General features: G+C 66.0%; 18 protein-coding genes. 7 read left to right on the top strand and 11 right to left on the bottom strand.

From position 1 onward, the window contains the following. Positions 1 to 47: 47 nt before the first annotated feature. The 4 genes from QCE49_RS20635 to QCE49_RS20620 are packed head-to-tail and all read right to left on the bottom strand — an operon-like array spanning position 48 to position 2,836. Positions 48 to 863, bottom strand: a complete 816-nt coding sequence (locus tag QCE49_RS20635; RefSeq protein ID WP_250437156.1) for an ABC transporter ATP-binding protein — start codon at positions 861 to 863, stop codon at positions 48 to 50. Continuing rightward, a complete protein-coding gene (locus QCE49_RS20630) occupies positions 860 to 1,858 on the bottom strand; it encodes a TauD/TfdA family dioxygenase (protein ID WP_008347633.1) in 999 nt (332 codons plus the stop codon). Before QCE49_RS20630 ends, QCE49_RS20635 begins: the two co-directional genes overlap by 4 nt. Further along, positions 1,858 to 2,103, bottom strand: coding sequence for an MbtH family NRPS accessory protein (locus tag QCE49_RS20625; RefSeq protein ID WP_008347630.1), 246 nt, complete (start codon positions 2,101 to 2,103; stop codon positions 1,858 to 1,860). The genes QCE49_RS20630 and QCE49_RS20625 overlap by 1 nt, the downstream gene beginning before the upstream one ends. 37 nt (positions 2,104 to 2,140) lie before the next feature. Beyond that, complete coding sequence (locus tag QCE49_RS20620) at positions 2,141 to 2,836, bottom strand: RNA polymerase factor sigma-70 (protein WP_008347629.1); 696 nt, start codon at positions 2,834 to 2,836, stop codon at positions 2,141 to 2,143. A gap of 297 nt (positions 2,837 to 3,133) precedes the next feature. Between QCE49_RS20620 and QCE49_RS20615 the strand changes: the two genes are divergently transcribed. Then, entirely contained in the window at positions 3,134 to 4,288 is a 1,155-nt protein-coding gene (locus QCE49_RS20615) for a GGDEF domain-containing protein (RefSeq protein ID WP_250458662.1), read from the top strand. 3 nt (positions 4,289 to 4,291) lie between these two features. Here QCE49_RS20615 and QCE49_RS20610 read toward each other — a convergent pair whose 3' ends face one another. The 6 genes from QCE49_RS20610 to QCE49_RS20585 form a co-directional block, all read right to left on the bottom strand. Beyond that, positions 4,292 to 5,269, bottom strand: coding sequence for a M23 family metallopeptidase (locus QCE49_RS20610; protein WP_250458660.1), 978 nt, complete (start codon positions 5,267 to 5,269; stop codon positions 4,292 to 4,294). A gap of 287 nt (positions 5,270 to 5,556) precedes the next feature. Beyond that, a complete protein-coding gene (locus QCE49_RS20605) occupies positions 5,557 to 6,642 on the bottom strand; it encodes a lipocalin-like domain-containing protein (protein ID WP_250458658.1) in 1,086 nt (361 codons plus the stop codon). Further along, positions 6,642 to 9,185 carry an FtsX-like permease family protein gene (locus QCE49_RS20600; protein WP_250458656.1) on the bottom strand — a complete coding sequence of 848 codons (2,544 nt, stop codon included), beginning with the start codon at positions 9,183 to 9,185 and terminating at the stop codon, positions 6,642 to 6,644. The genes QCE49_RS20605 and QCE49_RS20600 overlap by 1 nt, the downstream gene beginning before the upstream one ends. Then, complete coding sequence (locus tag QCE49_RS20595) at positions 9,182 to 9,871, bottom strand: ABC transporter ATP-binding protein (RefSeq protein WP_250458654.1); 690 nt, start codon at positions 9,869 to 9,871, stop codon at positions 9,182 to 9,184. The genes QCE49_RS20600 and QCE49_RS20595 overlap by 4 nt, the downstream gene beginning before the upstream one ends. A gap of 54 nt (positions 9,872 to 9,925) precedes the next feature. Continuing rightward, entirely contained in the window at positions 9,926 to 10,501 is a 576-nt protein-coding gene (locus tag QCE49_RS20590; protein WP_008347619.1) for a DUF1993 family protein, read from the bottom strand. Positions 10,502 to 10,562: 61 nt separating this feature from the next. Beyond that, positions 10,563 to 12,083, bottom strand: coding sequence for a PQQ-binding-like beta-propeller repeat protein (locus QCE49_RS20585; protein ID WP_250458652.1), 1,521 nt, complete (start codon positions 12,081 to 12,083; stop codon positions 10,563 to 10,565). On the opposite strand from QCE49_RS20585, the gene QCE49_RS20580 reads away from it, so the two are divergent. Then, positions 12,070 to 12,417, top strand: coding sequence for a hypothetical protein (locus QCE49_RS20580; RefSeq protein WP_235366246.1), 348 nt, complete (start codon positions 12,070 to 12,072; stop codon positions 12,415 to 12,417). The genes QCE49_RS20585 and QCE49_RS20580 overlap by 14 nt on opposite strands. 246 nt (positions 12,418 to 12,663) lie before the next feature. On the opposite strand, the gene QCE49_RS20575 is transcribed toward QCE49_RS20580, so the two are convergent. Next, complete coding sequence (locus QCE49_RS20575) at positions 12,664 to 12,846, bottom strand: hypothetical protein (RefSeq protein ID WP_144403708.1); 183 nt, start codon at positions 12,844 to 12,846, stop codon at positions 12,664 to 12,666. Positions 12,847 to 12,977: 131 nt separating this feature from the next. Between QCE49_RS20575 and QCE49_RS20570 the strand changes: the two genes are divergently transcribed. The 5 genes from QCE49_RS20570 to QCE49_RS20550 all read left to right on the top strand — a co-directional run bounded on the left by QCE49_RS20570 (position 12,978) and on the right by QCE49_RS20550 (position 15,834). Next, positions 12,978 to 13,205, top strand: coding sequence for a hypothetical protein (locus QCE49_RS20570; protein WP_008347615.1), 228 nt, complete (start codon positions 12,978 to 12,980; stop codon positions 13,203 to 13,205). A gap of 74 nt (positions 13,206 to 13,279) precedes the next feature. Beyond that, positions 13,280 to 13,510: a hypothetical protein gene (locus QCE49_RS20565; RefSeq protein ID WP_008347614.1), complete on the top strand. Its 231-nt coding sequence runs from the start codon at positions 13,280 to 13,282 to the stop codon at positions 13,508 to 13,510. Between the two features lie 18 nt (positions 13,511 to 13,528). Continuing rightward, positions 13,529 to 14,638 carry a PAS domain S-box protein gene (locus QCE49_RS20560; protein WP_250482003.1) on the top strand — a complete coding sequence of 370 codons (1,110 nt, stop codon included), beginning with the start codon at positions 13,529 to 13,531 and terminating at the stop codon, positions 14,636 to 14,638. 84 nt (positions 14,639 to 14,722) lie between these two features. Then, a complete protein-coding gene (locus QCE49_RS20555) occupies positions 14,723 to 15,190 on the top strand; it encodes a universal stress protein (protein WP_008347612.1) in 468 nt (155 codons plus the stop codon). Beyond that, positions 15,187 to 15,834 (top strand): response regulator transcription factor, encoded by a 648-nt coding sequence (locus QCE49_RS20550; protein WP_250458649.1) that lies wholly within the window; start codon positions 15,187 to 15,189, stop codon positions 15,832 to 15,834. Before QCE49_RS20555 ends, QCE49_RS20550 begins: the two co-directional genes overlap by 4 nt. Positions 15,835 to 15,944: the final 110 nt, after the last annotated feature.

Genomic DNA, 15,944 nt, shown 5'->3' with positions numbered 1-15,944 from the left:
CCAGAACGAATGCGCGCGATGCAGGCGGCGGCGAGTCGCGAGCGTCGTCATGCGGCGATGCTCCGTTCTTCGACGCCATCGTAAGCGGGCACGCACATCGGCGCGCCCGTCTGCGGATGCGTGACGCGCAGCATGCGAACGCCGAAAGTCTCCAGCAAATGACGCGGATCGATCATCGCTTCGGGCGAGCCTTGCGCGACGATACGCCCCGCGCGCATCAGCACGATTTCGTCGGAGAACGCCGCCGCCTGATTCAGGTCGTGCAGCACCCAGACGATCGTGAGTCCGCGCTCGCGATTGAGCCGCCGCAATTCCCGCAGGATGTCGAGCTGATGATGGATGTCGAGGTACGTCGTCGGCTCGTCGAGCAGCACGATCGGCGCTTCCTGCGCGAGCGCCATCGCGATCCACGCACGCTGACGCTCGCCGCCGGAAAGCGCGGCGACATCGCGCGCGGCATCGTCGACGAGTCCGCTCGCGTCGAGCGCCGCATCGATCGCCGCGTGGTCCGCGCGCGTGAGACCGCGCATCCAGCCGCCGTGCGCGTAGCGTCCGTAGGCGACGAGTTCGCGCACCGTGAGTCCCGCCGGAATCTGATTGAACTGCGCGAGCATGGTGAGCGTGCGGGCGAGCGCGCGGCGGCGCATCGATGCGAGCGGCTTGCCGTTCACGTCGACCGATCCCGCGCGCGCCGCCTGCAAACCGGCGAGCGTGCGCAACAACGTGCTCTTGCCGCAGCCGTTCGGTCCGCATAACGCGGTGACGCGCCCTTCGGCGATATCGATGTCGAGGTTTTCCAGCACGACGTCGTCGCGATAGGCGACCGTCAACGAACGCGCGCGCAGCGCCACGGGCAATGTCATCGCGCCTCGCGGTAACTCTGCGCCATCGCCACGACGACGCGGCGCGGTCCTTCGAACGGATCGCGCGCGTGCGCGGTCAGCATGTTGTCGAGCATCAGCACGTCGCCGGTGAGCCACGGAAATGCGATGCGCTTTTCGTCGAGCACCGCGCGGATCTCGGCGAGCGCATCGGCTTCGAGCGGCGCGCCGTCGCCGTAAAAGACGTTGCGCGGCACGTTTTCCAATCCGACGGCATCGACGAGCGCTTCCTGCATGTCGTCGTCGAGCGCGGAAAGATGAAAGAGATTCGCCTGATTGAACCAGACCATGTCGCCCGTGCGCGGATGCCGCGCGACCGCCTGACAACGCTCTTCCGTGCGCAGCAGCAGTTCGCCGTCGTCGCTGTCGCGCCACGCGCAGGCAATCCCGCGCGCCGCGCAGATGCGCTCGACCTCGCGCGGATCGTCCGTGCCGAACGCGTTCTGCCACGGCAGATCGAGTCCTTGCCCGAAGTTGCGCACGTACAGCAGCTCGCGCTTCGCGAAGCGTTCGACGAGCGCCGGACCGAGCGCGCGATACACCGCGCGGCTGTCGGCGATCGGCGTCGCACCGCCCGCACGCGCCGCGAGCGCGCAGTGGAACCAGATGCGCATCGGCCATTCGCGCGTGTACGACTGCTCGTTGTGCAGCGGAATCGAGCGATGCGGCGGATATTCCGTCGACGTGTACACCGCGCCCTCGACCTGGCTGCGCGGCGTCGAGGCGAATTCGTAGCCGATCAGCGGATCGCCGAACGACGCGGCGAATTGCTGGAACGCCTCGATCGACTCGACGCGAAAGCCGGTGAAGCGCACGCCGCCCGCGCGTTCGAGCGATTCCGCGACGATCGAATGCAGCAGCGGCGCGGCATCGGCGAGCGACAGATCGACGCCCGCGCGCGGCGATACGACGACCGGCAAGCCCGGCTCGATCCGCAGATCGGCGAGCGCGGGCGCGGTCACGGAGAGCGCGCTCATCAGTTCAGGCTCGCGCGGGCTTGTGTGGCGATGGCGTCCATGTGACGGCGCAGGCTCGCGGGGCGCATGTCGGTCCAGACCTGTTCGATGTACGCGAGGCAATCGGCCTTCGCGCCGCGCTTGCCGGCTTCGCGCCATCCCGCGGGCACGTCGCGGAACGTCGGCCAGATCGAATACTGCTCTTCGTCGTTGATGACGACCGTGTAGACGAGATCGTCGGCTGCGTGGTTCTGCTGTTGCGACATGGTGATGTCTCTCTCTCTGCGAGTTGGCCTATATCGACTAGACGGATGAGCGGCGCGCTTTTTTACCGCCGACGAACGCCGGACACGCGACATTGCGTTCGCGCGCGTCGAGGCAAGCGGCGCAATGCTGCTGGGCGTCGCGCACCATGAAGTGCACGAGCGTCTGCGAGACGTTCAGCGCGCGCGCCGCGCTTTGCAGCGTCTCGTCGCGCAGCCGCACCATTTCGAAGGCGGCGCGATTGCGCTCGGGCAACTGCGCGAGCGCATCGCAGACGCGGTGCAGCGTATCGCGGGCCTGCGCGCGCGCTTCGGGCGAGAGTTCGTGCGAGGGCACGTCGAGGCCGTCCTCCTCGTCCGCGCGATAGATGTTTTCGAGGCTTTGCCGCCTGCACGCGTCGATCGACGCATTGCGCACCATGCGCGCGATGTAGCCCATCGGCTGACGCACGGCGTCCTGCTGCGGCAAGTCGATGAGACTGACGAAGACGTCATGCACCACGTCCTCGGCACGGCTCGCGCAACCGACGACGCCGCGCGCCATGTTCACGAGCATCTGCCGGTTGGCGATGGCGAGATCGAGCAGGCTGCGCCCGGTGGCTTCGCGCTCGGGCGGCGCCGGACGCGCGACGGCGGGTTCGCGCCGATGCCAGTAAGCATCGAGAGGCAGATTCGAAGGCGGCGGCGAGGTCGAAGAACGCTTCGACGATGCCGGCTGTATGTGCATGTAAGCCATAAATCGTGCTCCACTTCCGTAGGAGTCGCGAAGCTAACGTAAACGCGAATCGTTCTCAATAAAGCCCTACATGACAGCAGGTCGTAAGGTTTCGCGCGATTCGGACGGATTCCCTGAGCGAATATGGGCGCGCGCGAAGCGGACAAAAAGTCAAGAACACGCCGCGAATAACTATTTTTTATCGCCTATTCCCAACCGATTGCGCGCCGTTGTTAAGCGGCGGCCTACTAAAGTTTCGATGCGAACGACCGTTATCCGCAGTGTGGTCCGGCCCGACCGTGACGCGAAAAGCCCGATATGGAACAACAAACTGAGGTGTTCACCCTGCCGCGCGGACGTGCGGCGACGTGGTTGCTGCACGCGGGAGCCGACATTCCCCGCGCGATCCGCGTCGCCCTCGTCGGAAGCCTGTTCGGCACGCTGCCGATATTCGCGGGCGGCGTGCTGAACACGGTCGCCGTCGCGTGGGTGCTGGACGGCCGCCATCCGACGCCCGCATTCCACATCTGGCTCGCGCTCGAAATCGCCGTGTGTCTCGTGCGGCTCGTCGTGCTCGTCGTGCTCGTCGTCGCGCGACGCCGCGCGCGCGAGCGCGAATCGACGCTGACGGATACCTACGTGCTTCTCGCGCCGCTTTGGGGCGCAACCGTCGGCTACGGCGCGCTGGTCTCCGTGCTGTCGGGCGACTGGGTCGCCGCGACGCTGTCGTTTCTGTCCGCCGCCGCGATGGTCGGCGGCATCTGCTTCCGCAATTTCGGCGCGCCGCGTCTCGTCGCGGTGATGATCTTTTTGTCGCTCGGGCCGTGCTGCATCGGCGCGGTGCTCTCGGGCGAGCCGACGCTCTGGCTCACGCTTTTGCAAATCCCGTTTTATCTTTTTGCGATGAGCGCCGCCGCGTGGCGTCTGAACGGCATGCTCGTCTCCACGATGAAAGCCGAACAGGAAAACGATCGCCGCGCGCGCCACGACGAACTGACCGGGCTCCTCAACCGCGCGGGTCTTTTCCGGGCGGTCCGGTCGAGCGCGCCGGAGCACACCGCTCTGCTCTATCTCGATCTCGACGGCTTCAAGGCCATCAACGACGCCCACGGCCACGAAATCGGCGATACGCTGCTCGCGCTGGTCGCGCGCCGTTTGCGGCATCTGTCGGGCGAAGGATCGCTGGTCGCGCGGCTCGGCGGCGACGAGTTCGTGATCGTCACGCCGCCGCAGGCCGATCCGCTCGCGCTCGCGGATGTCATCGTGCGCGAGTTGTCGAAGCCCTTCGTCACCGATGCCGGCGCGATGCTGGAGATCGGCGTGAGCATCGGCGTCGCGATGTTCGATCATCATCACGACGAACTCGACGGCGTGCTGCGCGACGCCGACAACGCGCTCTACGAAGCCAAGCGCGCAGGCAAGAGCCGCCGCGTTCTGGCGGGCGTGCGGGAATCGGCCGGTCTCGCCGTCTGAACGTCAGCCGTTGAGCTCGGCGCTCAGCGCTTCCGCTTCCCTCGCGAATCGCTGGCGTTCTTCGCCGTGCAGACGATCGTCGCCGGGAAGATCGACGGTGAGCGGATCCATCGCGACGTCATCGACGTGCACTTCGTAGTGCAGATGCGGTCCGGTCGCCCAACCCGTTTCGCCGACATAGCCGATCACCTGCCCGCGCTGCACCGTTCCGCCAGTCCTGATGCCTTTCGCGAAACGCGAAAGATGCGCGTAGACGGTCGAATACGGCGGCGGATTTTCCAGCATGACGACCTTGCCGTAACCCGTCTGCCTGCCGACAAACGTCACCTTGCCCTGCGCCGTCGCGTGCACCGGCGTCCCGATGGGCGCGGCGAGATCGACGCCGTCGTGACTTTGCCAGCGATGCACGACCGGATCGAACCTTCGCAGCGAGAAGTCCGACGATACCCGCGTGAACGCAACCGGATAGCGCGAGAACGCGGGTTTTGTGCTCTTGCCGTCCTTCGCGTAATAGCGCGTTTCGCCGTTCGGATCGCGATAAAGGAACACGTCGTGCGATGACGATCCGGTCGTCAGACGCACGGCGAGCGGCGGGTCATCGGCGGTTGCGCTGCCTTGCGGACGGTCATAGACCACGCTGAGCGTGTCGCCCTTTCTGAGATCGCGCCGCATGTCGACGTTGCTCGCGAACGCTTCGGTGAGCGTCGCGATCGTCCCTTGGTCGATGCCGAGGCTTTGCGCGGCATCGGAGAACGTCTCGTCGACGGTCGCGCTTTCAGTGGTGCGTGTCGGCGCGGGCGGCGTTTTCGGCGCGGCGCGCTGGGGCAGCGATACGGCGGGCGTGTAGTCCTCATCGGCCGAAGGCGCGGTCGGACGATGCAGCGCGTTGCAGATCACGACCGTACAGATGGAACCGATCGCGCAAGTGAAAAGCAGTCGGCCTGCCTTGCCGGGCAAGGCGTTGGAAGAAGATAAAGGCATCGGCGGGAGGCGGATCGAGCGACGCGCGCTTAGGGCGCATCGGTCGAGGGATCAGAAGGCGCGGCGCGGGCCGCGAGCGTCGGGAAAACGCGCGCGTCATTCGATCTGCCGTGAAAGCGGGCAAATCGTCGGGGATCTTCGGACAAAAAGGCGCGCTGACATGGAAAGGCGAGACGGCGGAGGCGTGTCGAGCGAGACTATGAGACTTTTCTTAAACGAAGCTTAAGCTGCCCCTTTTTACGCTTTTGTACGAAGTTTCGCTACAGTTGCACGAGGATGCCGCCACTTCACCGCTTTTCGATCTCGATCGTCTTTGCGTATCCCGTCAGTTCGAGATATCCGCGTCCTTTTCCGCCGTCACCGTCGAGCGTGACCGCGCCTTCCCAGTACAGCGCGCCGGTCGAATCGCGCGAGTCGAGTTCCTGATCGTCGATGAGCGGAGTCAGCCGCCAGCGCATTCCGCCGACGCGCAGGTTCATCGCCACCGGATACGTCGTGTTCGTGCGTGGCGAGCGCCACTCGCGCTCCGGCGTGAATTCCACATCGCCGGGGCCGAATTGTCGGGTGCGGCCGTCGCGATCGCGCAAAGCGGCGTGCGCCCAGACCGAATGGCCGTCGCGGGCGCGGACCTTGAAGGCCATCAGCGCGGAGCCGTCGTCGAGATTCGCGCCGAGCCAGTCCCAGCCGGCCGCATCGGATGGCAGCAACGTGCTCGACCATTCGTGATCGAGCCAGGCACGGCCCGTCACGGCGACGCTCGCGCTCTCCTTCCCCGATGCCGATGGCCGCACGACGCTGCCCGTCACCTTGAGCTGCGGCTCGCTGTAGTAATAGCTCGCCTGCTCCGGCGAAGGCCCTTTGCGCGAGTAGCCGCCTTCGCCTTGGAACATCGGCGGCTGCGTCGGCGTGAAGGTGAGATGGAGCGCGAATCCGGCGGCATCGGCGATGACCGTGTAGCTGCCGTCCGCCGCGCGCGACATGCGCCATGCGTCGAGCTTGACGTCGGTGTTGCCTTCCTTCGCGTACGCTAGACCGAAGCCCTGCCGCGCGATGTTCTGATCGTGCGCGAGCCGCCCGTACGCGGGATCGGACAACGCCGCATGCGCGATGACGAGTTGCGACGGATCGAACGCGCTCTTGCCGTGCTTCTTGCCGGTGTTCGAGCGAAAGAACGTGATCTGAAACCCGAGCGGCTGGTGCTCCGCCGTCTCGAGCCAGCCGGTCGCGTACCACCATTCCGTGCGATACGGCGGATGCGCGCCGCTGTCCTTCGGCCAGTCGATGACGTGGCCGGGCGCGACGGGCGCGAACTTCGGCTCGCCGGCGAATGCGGTCATCGACATGAGCATCAACGCGAAAAGCAGCGCGCGCATCACCAGTCCTCCCGCACGGCGCGCACCGCATCGACCGACACGGCGCGCCGGCCCGACAGCACCGCCGTCGCGCACGACGACACCATCATCACGCACGCGATCGCCGCGATCATCGTCGACGGAATGTGCAGCGACATGCTCCAGTGAAACGACTGCGGATTCACGACGAACACGAGAATCAGGCTGATCGCGAAGCCGAGCACGCAGCCCATCGCGATGCCGAGCAGCGTGAGCCAGCCCGCTTCCGCAGCGAGCAGCCCGAGAATCTGCGCGCGCGTCACGCCGACGTGCCGCAGCATGCCGAATTCGCGCGAGCGCGCGAGCGTCTGCATCGAAAACGTCGCGCCGACGCCGAACAGCCCGATGACGATCGCGACCGCTTCGAGCAGATACGTCACGGCGAAACTGCGGTCGAAAATGGTCAGCGTGCGCGCGCGGATCTCGCCCGGTTGCGAGAATTCGAGCGCGCCGCCGAAGGGCAGCTTTTTGATCGCGTCGATGACCTGCGCCGCGCCCGAACCCGCGCGCAACGTAATGGCGATGTCGGTGGCGGCCGTGTCGCCGGTCAGCCGCCGATAGTCCGCGATACGCATTTGCAGCGCGCCCGTCTGCCGCACGTAGTCGCGCCATATGCCCGCGACGACGAAACGCTCGCCCGCGCCGCCGACGGGCAAGCTCACGCGCTCGCCCACGCGATAGCCATACAGATCGGCCATCGCTTCCGAGGCCCAGACGGGCGTTTCGCCCGCGCGCCACGCGGATGGCGGCAACGCATCGCCGGTCATCTGCAACGTCGCGCCGGGATCGGCGGCGTCGAGCTCGCGCGCGATCAGCGCGACCGGCGGCTTGGCGGGATCGAGCGTCAGCTTCGTCGCGCGCGTGAACGCCGCGTGCGCGACGCCATCGACTGCTGCGATCTGCGTTTGCTGATCGGGCTGCAAGCCGCCCGTGTCGCCGCTCGATGCGATCCGCACATAAAGATCCGCCGACAGCAGATGCGCGAGCCAGTCTTCGACGGACACGCGAAAGCTCGTCACCATGATCGCCATCGCGACGATCAGCGTGAAGCTCGACAGCACGCCGCCCATCGCGATCGATGCCTGCCCGGGCGCATTGGCGAGACGCGCGAGCGCGAGCGTCGCGACGGCGTTGCGCGGTTTCATCGCGCGGCGGAACACGATTGCCGTGACACGCGGCATCAGCGCAATGCCGCCGACGAGCAGCAGCGCGACGGCGAGATAACCGCCGATGGGCGCATCGAAAACGGGCGGCGCCTGCGTCAGCGCCGCGCCTGCCGCGAGGCACGCGAGCGCGGGCCACGGCGTGCCGAGCGGTGCGAGCGCGGCTTCTTCGCTGCCCGCCTTCAACGCGGGCGCGGGCCGGGCGCGCGCCGCTTCGAGCGCGGGAACGAGCGTGCCCGCGAGCGCGACGCCGATGCCCAGCGCGAGAAAGATCGCGCTCGCTAGCGGATCGAAGACGACGCGCGGCTCGACGCCCGGAAAATATCCGCCGCCGAGATCGCTGCCGAAAAAGCGCAACGCGAGCGCCGCGACCGTGAAGCCGAGCGCGATGCCGAGCACGCCGCCCACCACGCCGAGCAGCGCGCCTTCGAGCATGATCTGCCGCACGAGCGATGCGCGCGTCATGCCGAGCACGCGCAGCATCGCGAATTGCGCGCGACGGCGCACGACGCCCGCGGCTTGCGTCGAGAACACGAGAAACGCGCCGGTAAACAGCGCGACGAGCGCGAGCACGTTCATATTGATGCGATACGCGCGCGACAGCCGGTCCGTCCGGCTCTCGATATCCTGCGTGCCGGTCACGACGAGCCGCGCGCCGAGTTCGCGTTGCAGCGTCTCGCGGAACGCATCGCGATCGACGCCGCGCGCGAGTTGCACATCCACGCGCGATAGCTTGCCCGCCATGCCGAAGCGGTTCTGCACGGCGGCGATATCCATCACCGCGATGCGCTGGCCGGGACGCGTTCGCGCGATGCCGCCCGCGACGCGCAACGTCACCGGCGACGTGCCGCTTTGCAATTCGATGCGTCCGCCATCGCGCGCGCCGAGCCAGGCGAGCGCGGCGGGCGAAAGAAAGATCGCGTCATCGGCGAGAACATCGAACAATGCTTCCGGCGACGGCACGCCGGTCAGGTCCGGCGCGATGCGCTTCGCGCGGAACACGTCGATGCCGAGCACCTTGAGCGGCGCGTTCTTGCCGGGCACGGCGACATCGAGTTCGAGCACCGGACTCGCGGCGGCCACGCCCGCGCGCGTCGCGAGCCGCGGATAAACGTTCTCGTCGATGAAAGGCTGCGCGCCGCGCACTTGCAAGTCGGCTTGACCGGAAAGGCTGCGCGCGGCGGCGGAAAACTCGTTGAACGCCGCGCCGTTGATGAGTTGCACCGCATAACCGAGCCCGACGCCGAGCGCGATCGTCAGCATGGCGACGAGCGCGCGTCCGCGATGGCTGCGCCATTGCGCGCCGAGCAGCCAGCGCGTGAGCGTGTCGGCGAATCCGCTTCCGGCGGCGATATCGCTCATCGGGCGAGCGTCGCTGTGTGCAAGGCGCCGTCGCGCAGAATCACGACGCGATCCGCGAACGCGGCCGCCGCCTCGGAATGCGTGACCATCACCGTCGCGGCGCGCGTCGCCTTGGTTTCGGCGCGCAGCAATTCGAGCACTTCGTGCGCGGTCTGCGGATCGAGATTGCCGGTGGGTTCATCGGCGAGAATGAGGCGCGGCCGATGCACCAGCGCGCGCGCAATCGCCACGCGCTGCAACTCGCCGCCGGAAAGCTGGCGCGGCATGTCGTCGCCGCGTCCGTCGAGGCCGACCGCCGCGAGCATGGCGCGCGCGGGCGCGGGCGGCATGCCGTTCAGCAGCAGCGGCACCGCGACGTTCTGATACAGCGTCAGATGCGGCAGGACGTGAAACGCCTGGAACACGAAGCCGAGCTTTTGCCGGCGCAGGCGCGTGGCGGCGTCGTCGGGAAGCGTCGAGATCGATGCGCCGTCGATCAGCACGTCGCCGCTATCGGCGGTGTCGAGGCCCGCGATCAGATTGAGCAGCGTCGATTTGCCGACGCCCGAGTCGCCCATGATCGCGACGAACTCGCCCGCGCCGAGCGCGAAGTCGAGCGCGTCGAGCACGATGCGGCCGCTGCCGTAGGTTTTCGTCAGGCGGCGGCATTCGAGGGCGGGAGAAACGTTCGGGTCGGCGGGTCGCATGGCGCAAGGTCGTAGTTCGTGTCTGCGCAAGCATTGTGCCGAAGTCGCGCGGATTCAGCCCGATTGGGGCAGCGTGCCGGGCCGGATATACGAGAACATGTGCGCCACGTAATCCGGCTTGCCGAGCGGCACGCCATGGTTGCGCAGGATCGCGTAAGCGGTCATCGCGTGGAAATAGAACTGCGGCAGCGACCAGTCGCGCGCGTATTGCTCGCCGGTCATGTCGAAGACGATGCCGTTCGGCAGATCCAGCGCGATCGGCTCGCCGGTTCCGGCGTCGAGCGCATCGGAAGTGAGGTTCGAGAGCAATGCGATCGCATCGGCGATGCAGGCTTGCGCATCGGCGAACGTGCCCGGCGCTTCGTTCGAATGCGCGCCTTCTTTCCGCACGCGCAGCACTGTCTGCGGCAGGTCTTCGCCGCGCAGCCGGTACACCGGTTCCTGTGCCTGAAAGCACACGAAGCGCACTTGCGCGGCGAGCGGAAACATGTCGGGCGCGAGACGCAAGGTCATCAGCGCGTCGGGATTCGCGCCTTTCTCGTGCTGAAATGCAGCGGCTTTATCGAGCCACGCCGACAGGTTCTTCAACGTCTGCACGAACGTCGGAACGAGAAGACGGGTCAGTTGCATCGGAAGCTCCATGGGTCGAGGTAACGCGATCTTATATCGATGCGGCCCCGACCCGCGCGAGTCATCCGCCGAGCAGACCGAACACCATCACGCCCGTCTTCGTGCCGACGAAGACCTTGCCGTTCGCGACCGTCGGCGAGATGAACTTGTTGTTGCCGAACTGATCGCGCGTGCCCGCCTGATTGCTGTTGTAAAGCTCGATCGCGAGATTGCTCGCGTCGTAGGCATGCAGCACGGCGGTCGGCGTGGTGTTCTCGACGCCCCATACGATGCCGTCGGTATTGCCATTCGCGGAAATGACCGGCGCGAGGCCCGGAAAATTCCAGTTGCCCGCGGGACTCGTCGTCTGGCTCGATGCGCTCGTCGCGACCATCGCGTTGACGACGGGCAGCGCCTTCAGATGATCGCCCGCCGGGCCGACGTAGATCGTGTTGTTGTAGAACGCCGGCGCGGTGAACATCGGACCGGTGATCGTCGAGTAAAGCGGCTGATAGATGTGATCCGCGTTCGAATCGAACTTGCCCATCGAATCGCGGTTCACGACGTAGAGGACGCGCGTCTTGCCGCCGCCTATCGCGAGATGCTGCACGTTGCCGTTGATGTCGGTGACATCGGGCAGCACGAGCACGCCGCCCGAGCCGAGATCCAGATCCTGGTTCGATTCCACCACGGTGTTCGACGGCTCGAAGTAATCGTTGACCTGAAGCGCGAACGTCGCGCTCGGCGTGACCTTGAGGAAGCCGTTGCCGAAGTTGTTCCTGATCGGCATGTCCTGCGCGTTGATGGTCGCGTCGAACGTGCCGTTGCCGTCGAGGAAATAGATCGACGTGCCGTCCGATGCCAGGCCCGCGCCGCCCATCCAGATGCCGCCCATCTCGCCGTTCGGCGTGACGTTCAGGATGCCCGTCTGCTTGAGCGTGTCCGCGCTGTAGCCGATGAGCCAGCCGGTATACGGCAGCGTGTCGCAATGCGAGCTCCACGCCGTATAGACGACGCCGTTCAGCAGCAGCAGCGACGCGCGCTCGATGTACTGGCCCGGCGTGAACGGCACGACGCCGTTCACGCTGCCCGATCCGGTGCCGGGATACGAGCCGGTGATTTCGGTCGGGCCGCCGAACAGTTCGCCGCCCGTTGCGATGTCGATGGCGTGGATGCGCTGGTGATACGCGCCGCCGCTGTCCTTCGACATGCCGACGACATAGATCACGCCGTTGGGCCCGCGCGAGCGGTCGATGACCGGCGTCGCCGTGATGCCGATTTTCGGCGTGGTCTGGTCGCAGCCGTGATCGTCGCTCGGCACTTCGCCCGCGCCGAGCGTCGAGACTTGCCAGAGCACGGCGCCGGTGTCGGCATCGAACGCGTAGAGGGTCGCGTTCTCGGTCGCGACGTACAGCACGTTATGCGTGCCGCCCGCGATCGGCACGTTGGCGAGAAAGAGCGGTTGCGCATCGACGGCGCCATCGACGGCATAGAAGCCGAGCTTGCCGAACGTGGACGACTTCACGCTGGCGAGCGTGAGCCGGGTCTCGGCGAGCTGCCGCGCGGTGCGGCGGATGTCGTTGTGATACGTGGTGACATCCATCGGAGTCGATGCGGACGGCGAGTTCGTCGCGGGAGCGCTTGCGCTCGCGGGCGCGCTCGCGCCGTTTGCCGACGATGCGGCCGAAGGACTGGATGCCGACGCTGGGCTCGACGCCGACGCGGGACCGGATGCCGACGCGGAGCCGCCGGATGTCGAGGACGGATCGGAGGAGCTTCCTCCGCTGCATCCACCGATGATTGCTGCGATAGCGACTGCGATCACGCCAACCGATAAATGCCCTTTCATCTGCGATCTCCGTTCAGGAGGGGCCGGCCCCGGTGCAGTCGCGATTATTGTCTGCAACGGCTTAAAAAAGTGGACGACGGTCGGCTGAACGCTAGGCTTTGGCGGAACGGTCGGCGGGCTGTATGTATGCGTCTCACGAATTCGCAGACAGCGGAAAAAAACCCGGACGATCGGGCAGCCAGCGCGGACGTGCGGGCAGGACTGCAAGCGGACGTTAAACGCACAGTAAGGCTCAGGACGGGACCCGATTCGTATCGCTATCGCAGCACTGTGCGGTCTTGCCCGATTTCGACAGATGTTTTCGAGGTGAGACGCAGATGAAACGCTTGACCGCTCAGGTGATGTGCCACCCGCTCGTCGCGATCGCGGCGCTTTTCGCAGCCGATCTGCTGATGCGCTCCGATTCGGGGCTCTCCGGCGCGATGTACGTCGTTGCGGCGAAGTCGGTATCGAGACTGTTCAACGCGATGCGCAGAGGCGCGACCCGATGCCCGCCCGATTGGTCGGACTTAAGCATTTGCATGGGAAAAGTAAAAAAGCTTAAATCGGATTAAGCGACAAAAATTGAACGGTTAGGCTTACTGCTTACGGAATGTAGGCAAACGTCAGAATTGCCACGCCGGCAAAACATTAGAACCTGAGAGAGCAATGAATCGACCCGACGACGTGATCTACAAAGGGCACGTACTGAGCGCGACCGCCGTCCCGGAGCAGGACAGATACGCGGCGATGCTCATCGTGCGAGAACCGGACGGCACGCGCCGTTCGAGCGGAATGCTCGGCGAATTCGCCAGCGAAACGGGCGCGGTGCGCTACGCGTTCGCTTACGGCATGGCCGAGATCGACTATCGACAGTCAGTGCAGAACCCGCGCTGATCCGCGCGCATTCGCTCTCACGCCGCGGCATGCCTGCCGCATAAGCCTTTCGATCATCTCCACCGGTCAAATCTATGATCATCTATCATCGGGGAGCGGCTTTTAAGCCCTCCGCCACCCGTGTAGGCAACGCGTTCGTCGCGACCGCGTCGATTCTCGAAGAGGACGGCCATGCCACCTCGCTCGGCAATCTCGGCGCATTCGCAAGCAAGGACGGCGCGCTCGGCTTCGCGGTGCGCTGCGCGACCGCGTTTCTCGACGGCGACGAGCTGCCCTTGCCGCCCTTTCAGATGATGAAGCAATAGCGCCGCAACGCGTCGACGTTGCAAGCGCATCCGCCCATTGCAACGATGATCGACTGCTCCGCGACCGAACCCGGCAACACGCCTTCGCTGCTGACGGACGCACCTTTCCGTCTGCTGGTCGAAGCGGTCGAGGACTACGCGATCTTCCTGCTCGACGCGCACGGCCACGTCGCGACCTGGAACAACGGCGCGCGGCGGATCAAGGGCTATGACGCGAGCGATATCGTCGGCCGTCATTTTTCCGTCTTCTATCCGGGCGACGATATCGCCGCGCGCAAGCCGCACAACGCCCTCTCGACGGCGGCGCGCGTGGGCCGCGTCGAGGACGAAGGCTGGCGCATCCGCAAAGACGGCAGCCGCTTCTGGGCGAACGTCGTCATCACCGCGTTGCACGATCCGTCGGGTAGTCTGATCGGCTTCGCCAAAGTCACGCGCGACATGACCGACCGCTTGCGGCTCACGGAATTGCAGCATGCGCGCGAGCTCTCCGCGCACGTACAGACGGCGCTGGAAAACGAGCGCGCGTCGATTGCCCGCGAGTTGCACGACGATCTCGGCCAGCAGCTTGCCGCGCTCAAAATGCAGTTGTCGATTCTCGACAGCACCGCGCCGAACGCGCGCTTCAAACAGCAGGCGCTCACGCAAATCGACACGATCATCGGTTCGCTGCGACGCATCGCGGCGGGCCTGCGTCCGCCCGTGCTCGACGATCTCGGCCTTTTCGCCGCAATCGACTGGCTCGTTTGCGATTACCGCCGCCGCTACGATCTGACGATCCATCTGGATATCGAAGGCGACGAGGACGGCTTCGAGGCGACTGCGTCCACGTCGCTCTTCCGGCTCGTGCAGGAAGCGCTGACGAACGTCGTGCGCCACGCGCGGGCATCGGAAGTTCGCATCGCGATCGGCTGCGCGTATGCGCGCTGCACGCTGACGATCGAGGATGACGGCCGCGGCGCGGAGATCGAACGGCCGCGCGCGGCGGGCACGTTCGGCCTGCTCGGCATGGGCGAGCGCGTGCGGCAACTGGGCGGCGTCATCGAGTTTCGCAGCGCGCCGGGCGAAGGCTTTCGCGTCGTCGTGGACATTCCGCTTCATCGCCCCGCCGATGACCGGTCCGTTCCTTGACTTGCGTCAACCGTTTTGCATACGCCGTCCGTAGACTCGATCGCACACCCGCGACGCGCCAACACACCGGATCAGGAGATCGTCATGTACAACCGCATTCTCGTGCCCATCGACGGCAGCCCGACTTCCCTCCACGCCCTCGATGAGGCGATCAGGATCGCAAGCGCGAGCGCGGCGCAAATTCAGCCGCTCTTCGTCGTCGACATGCAGCCCGTTTCCTACGACGCCACGAGCGCGTTCTATCCTGGCCTGCGCGACGCATTGCTGGAGGAAGGCCGGCGGCTCGCTGCGACGGCCACGGAGCGCATGACGCAAGCGGGCGTCAAGGGCACGCCGCGCGTGTGCGAAGTCGAGTATCTCGGCGATGACATCCCGCAGCGCATCCGTCATTGCGCCGACGATTTCCGCGCCGATCTCGTCGTCATGGGCACGCACGGGCGGCGCGGCTTGCGGCGGATCGTGCTCGGCAGCGTCGCGGAAGGTTTCGCGCGGCTGTCGCGGTGTCCCGTTCTGCTGGTGCCGGGCCGCGAAACGGAAGAACCGAATCCATGACGACGAAAGTCCTGATCGCCGATGACCACGCGCTCGTGCGCGACGGCCTGCGCCATATCCTCGCGAACGCGCACGGCTTCGAGGTCGCCGGCGAAGCGAGCGACGGGCCGGGCACGCTCGCGCTCGTGCGCGGAACGGAGGCGGACGTGCTCGTGCTCGATCTGTCGATGCCCGGCCGCAGCGGCCTCGACCTGCTCAAGCAGATCAAGGACGAAAAGCCCGCACTGCGCATTCTCGTGCTCACGATGCACGCCGAGCAGCAATACGCCGCGCGCGCGTTCAAGGCTGGCGCGTCGGGCTATCTGACGAAGGAAAGCGCGAGCGCGGAGCTGGTCGCGGCGGTCGCCAAGGTCGCGTCGGGCGGCGCGTACGTGAGCCTCGCGATGGCCGAACGCTTCGCGCAAAGCCTCACCGAACCTGACGATGCGCTACCGCATCAGCGATTGTCGAACCGCGAGTTCGAAGTGTTCCGGCGGCTGTGCGCGGGCGAATCCATCAGCGATATCGGCGAGGCGTTGTGCGTGAGCGCGAAGACCATCAGCACCTACAAGGCGCGCATCCTCGAAAAAATGCAGATTCCCCACGAAGCCGCGCTCGTGCGCTACGCGGTGCGCCATCAGCTTTTCGACGACGACAGCGCCTGAATCGAAGCGGCGCGTGTCGGCATTTCCCTACACGTCTTCCCGAATGCCTACGGCACGATCAGCCAGCACCGACATTTTTTCGAGACAGCGCACTCCATAATTGGACAGGT

The sequence above is a fragment of the Caballeronia sp. LZ008 genome (assembly GCF_031451435.1).
GTDB classification, from domain to species: Bacteria; Pseudomonadota; Gammaproteobacteria; order Burkholderiales; family Burkholderiaceae; genus Caballeronia; species Caballeronia zhejiangensis.
This window is presented reverse-complemented; position numbering and strand designations above follow the sequence as displayed.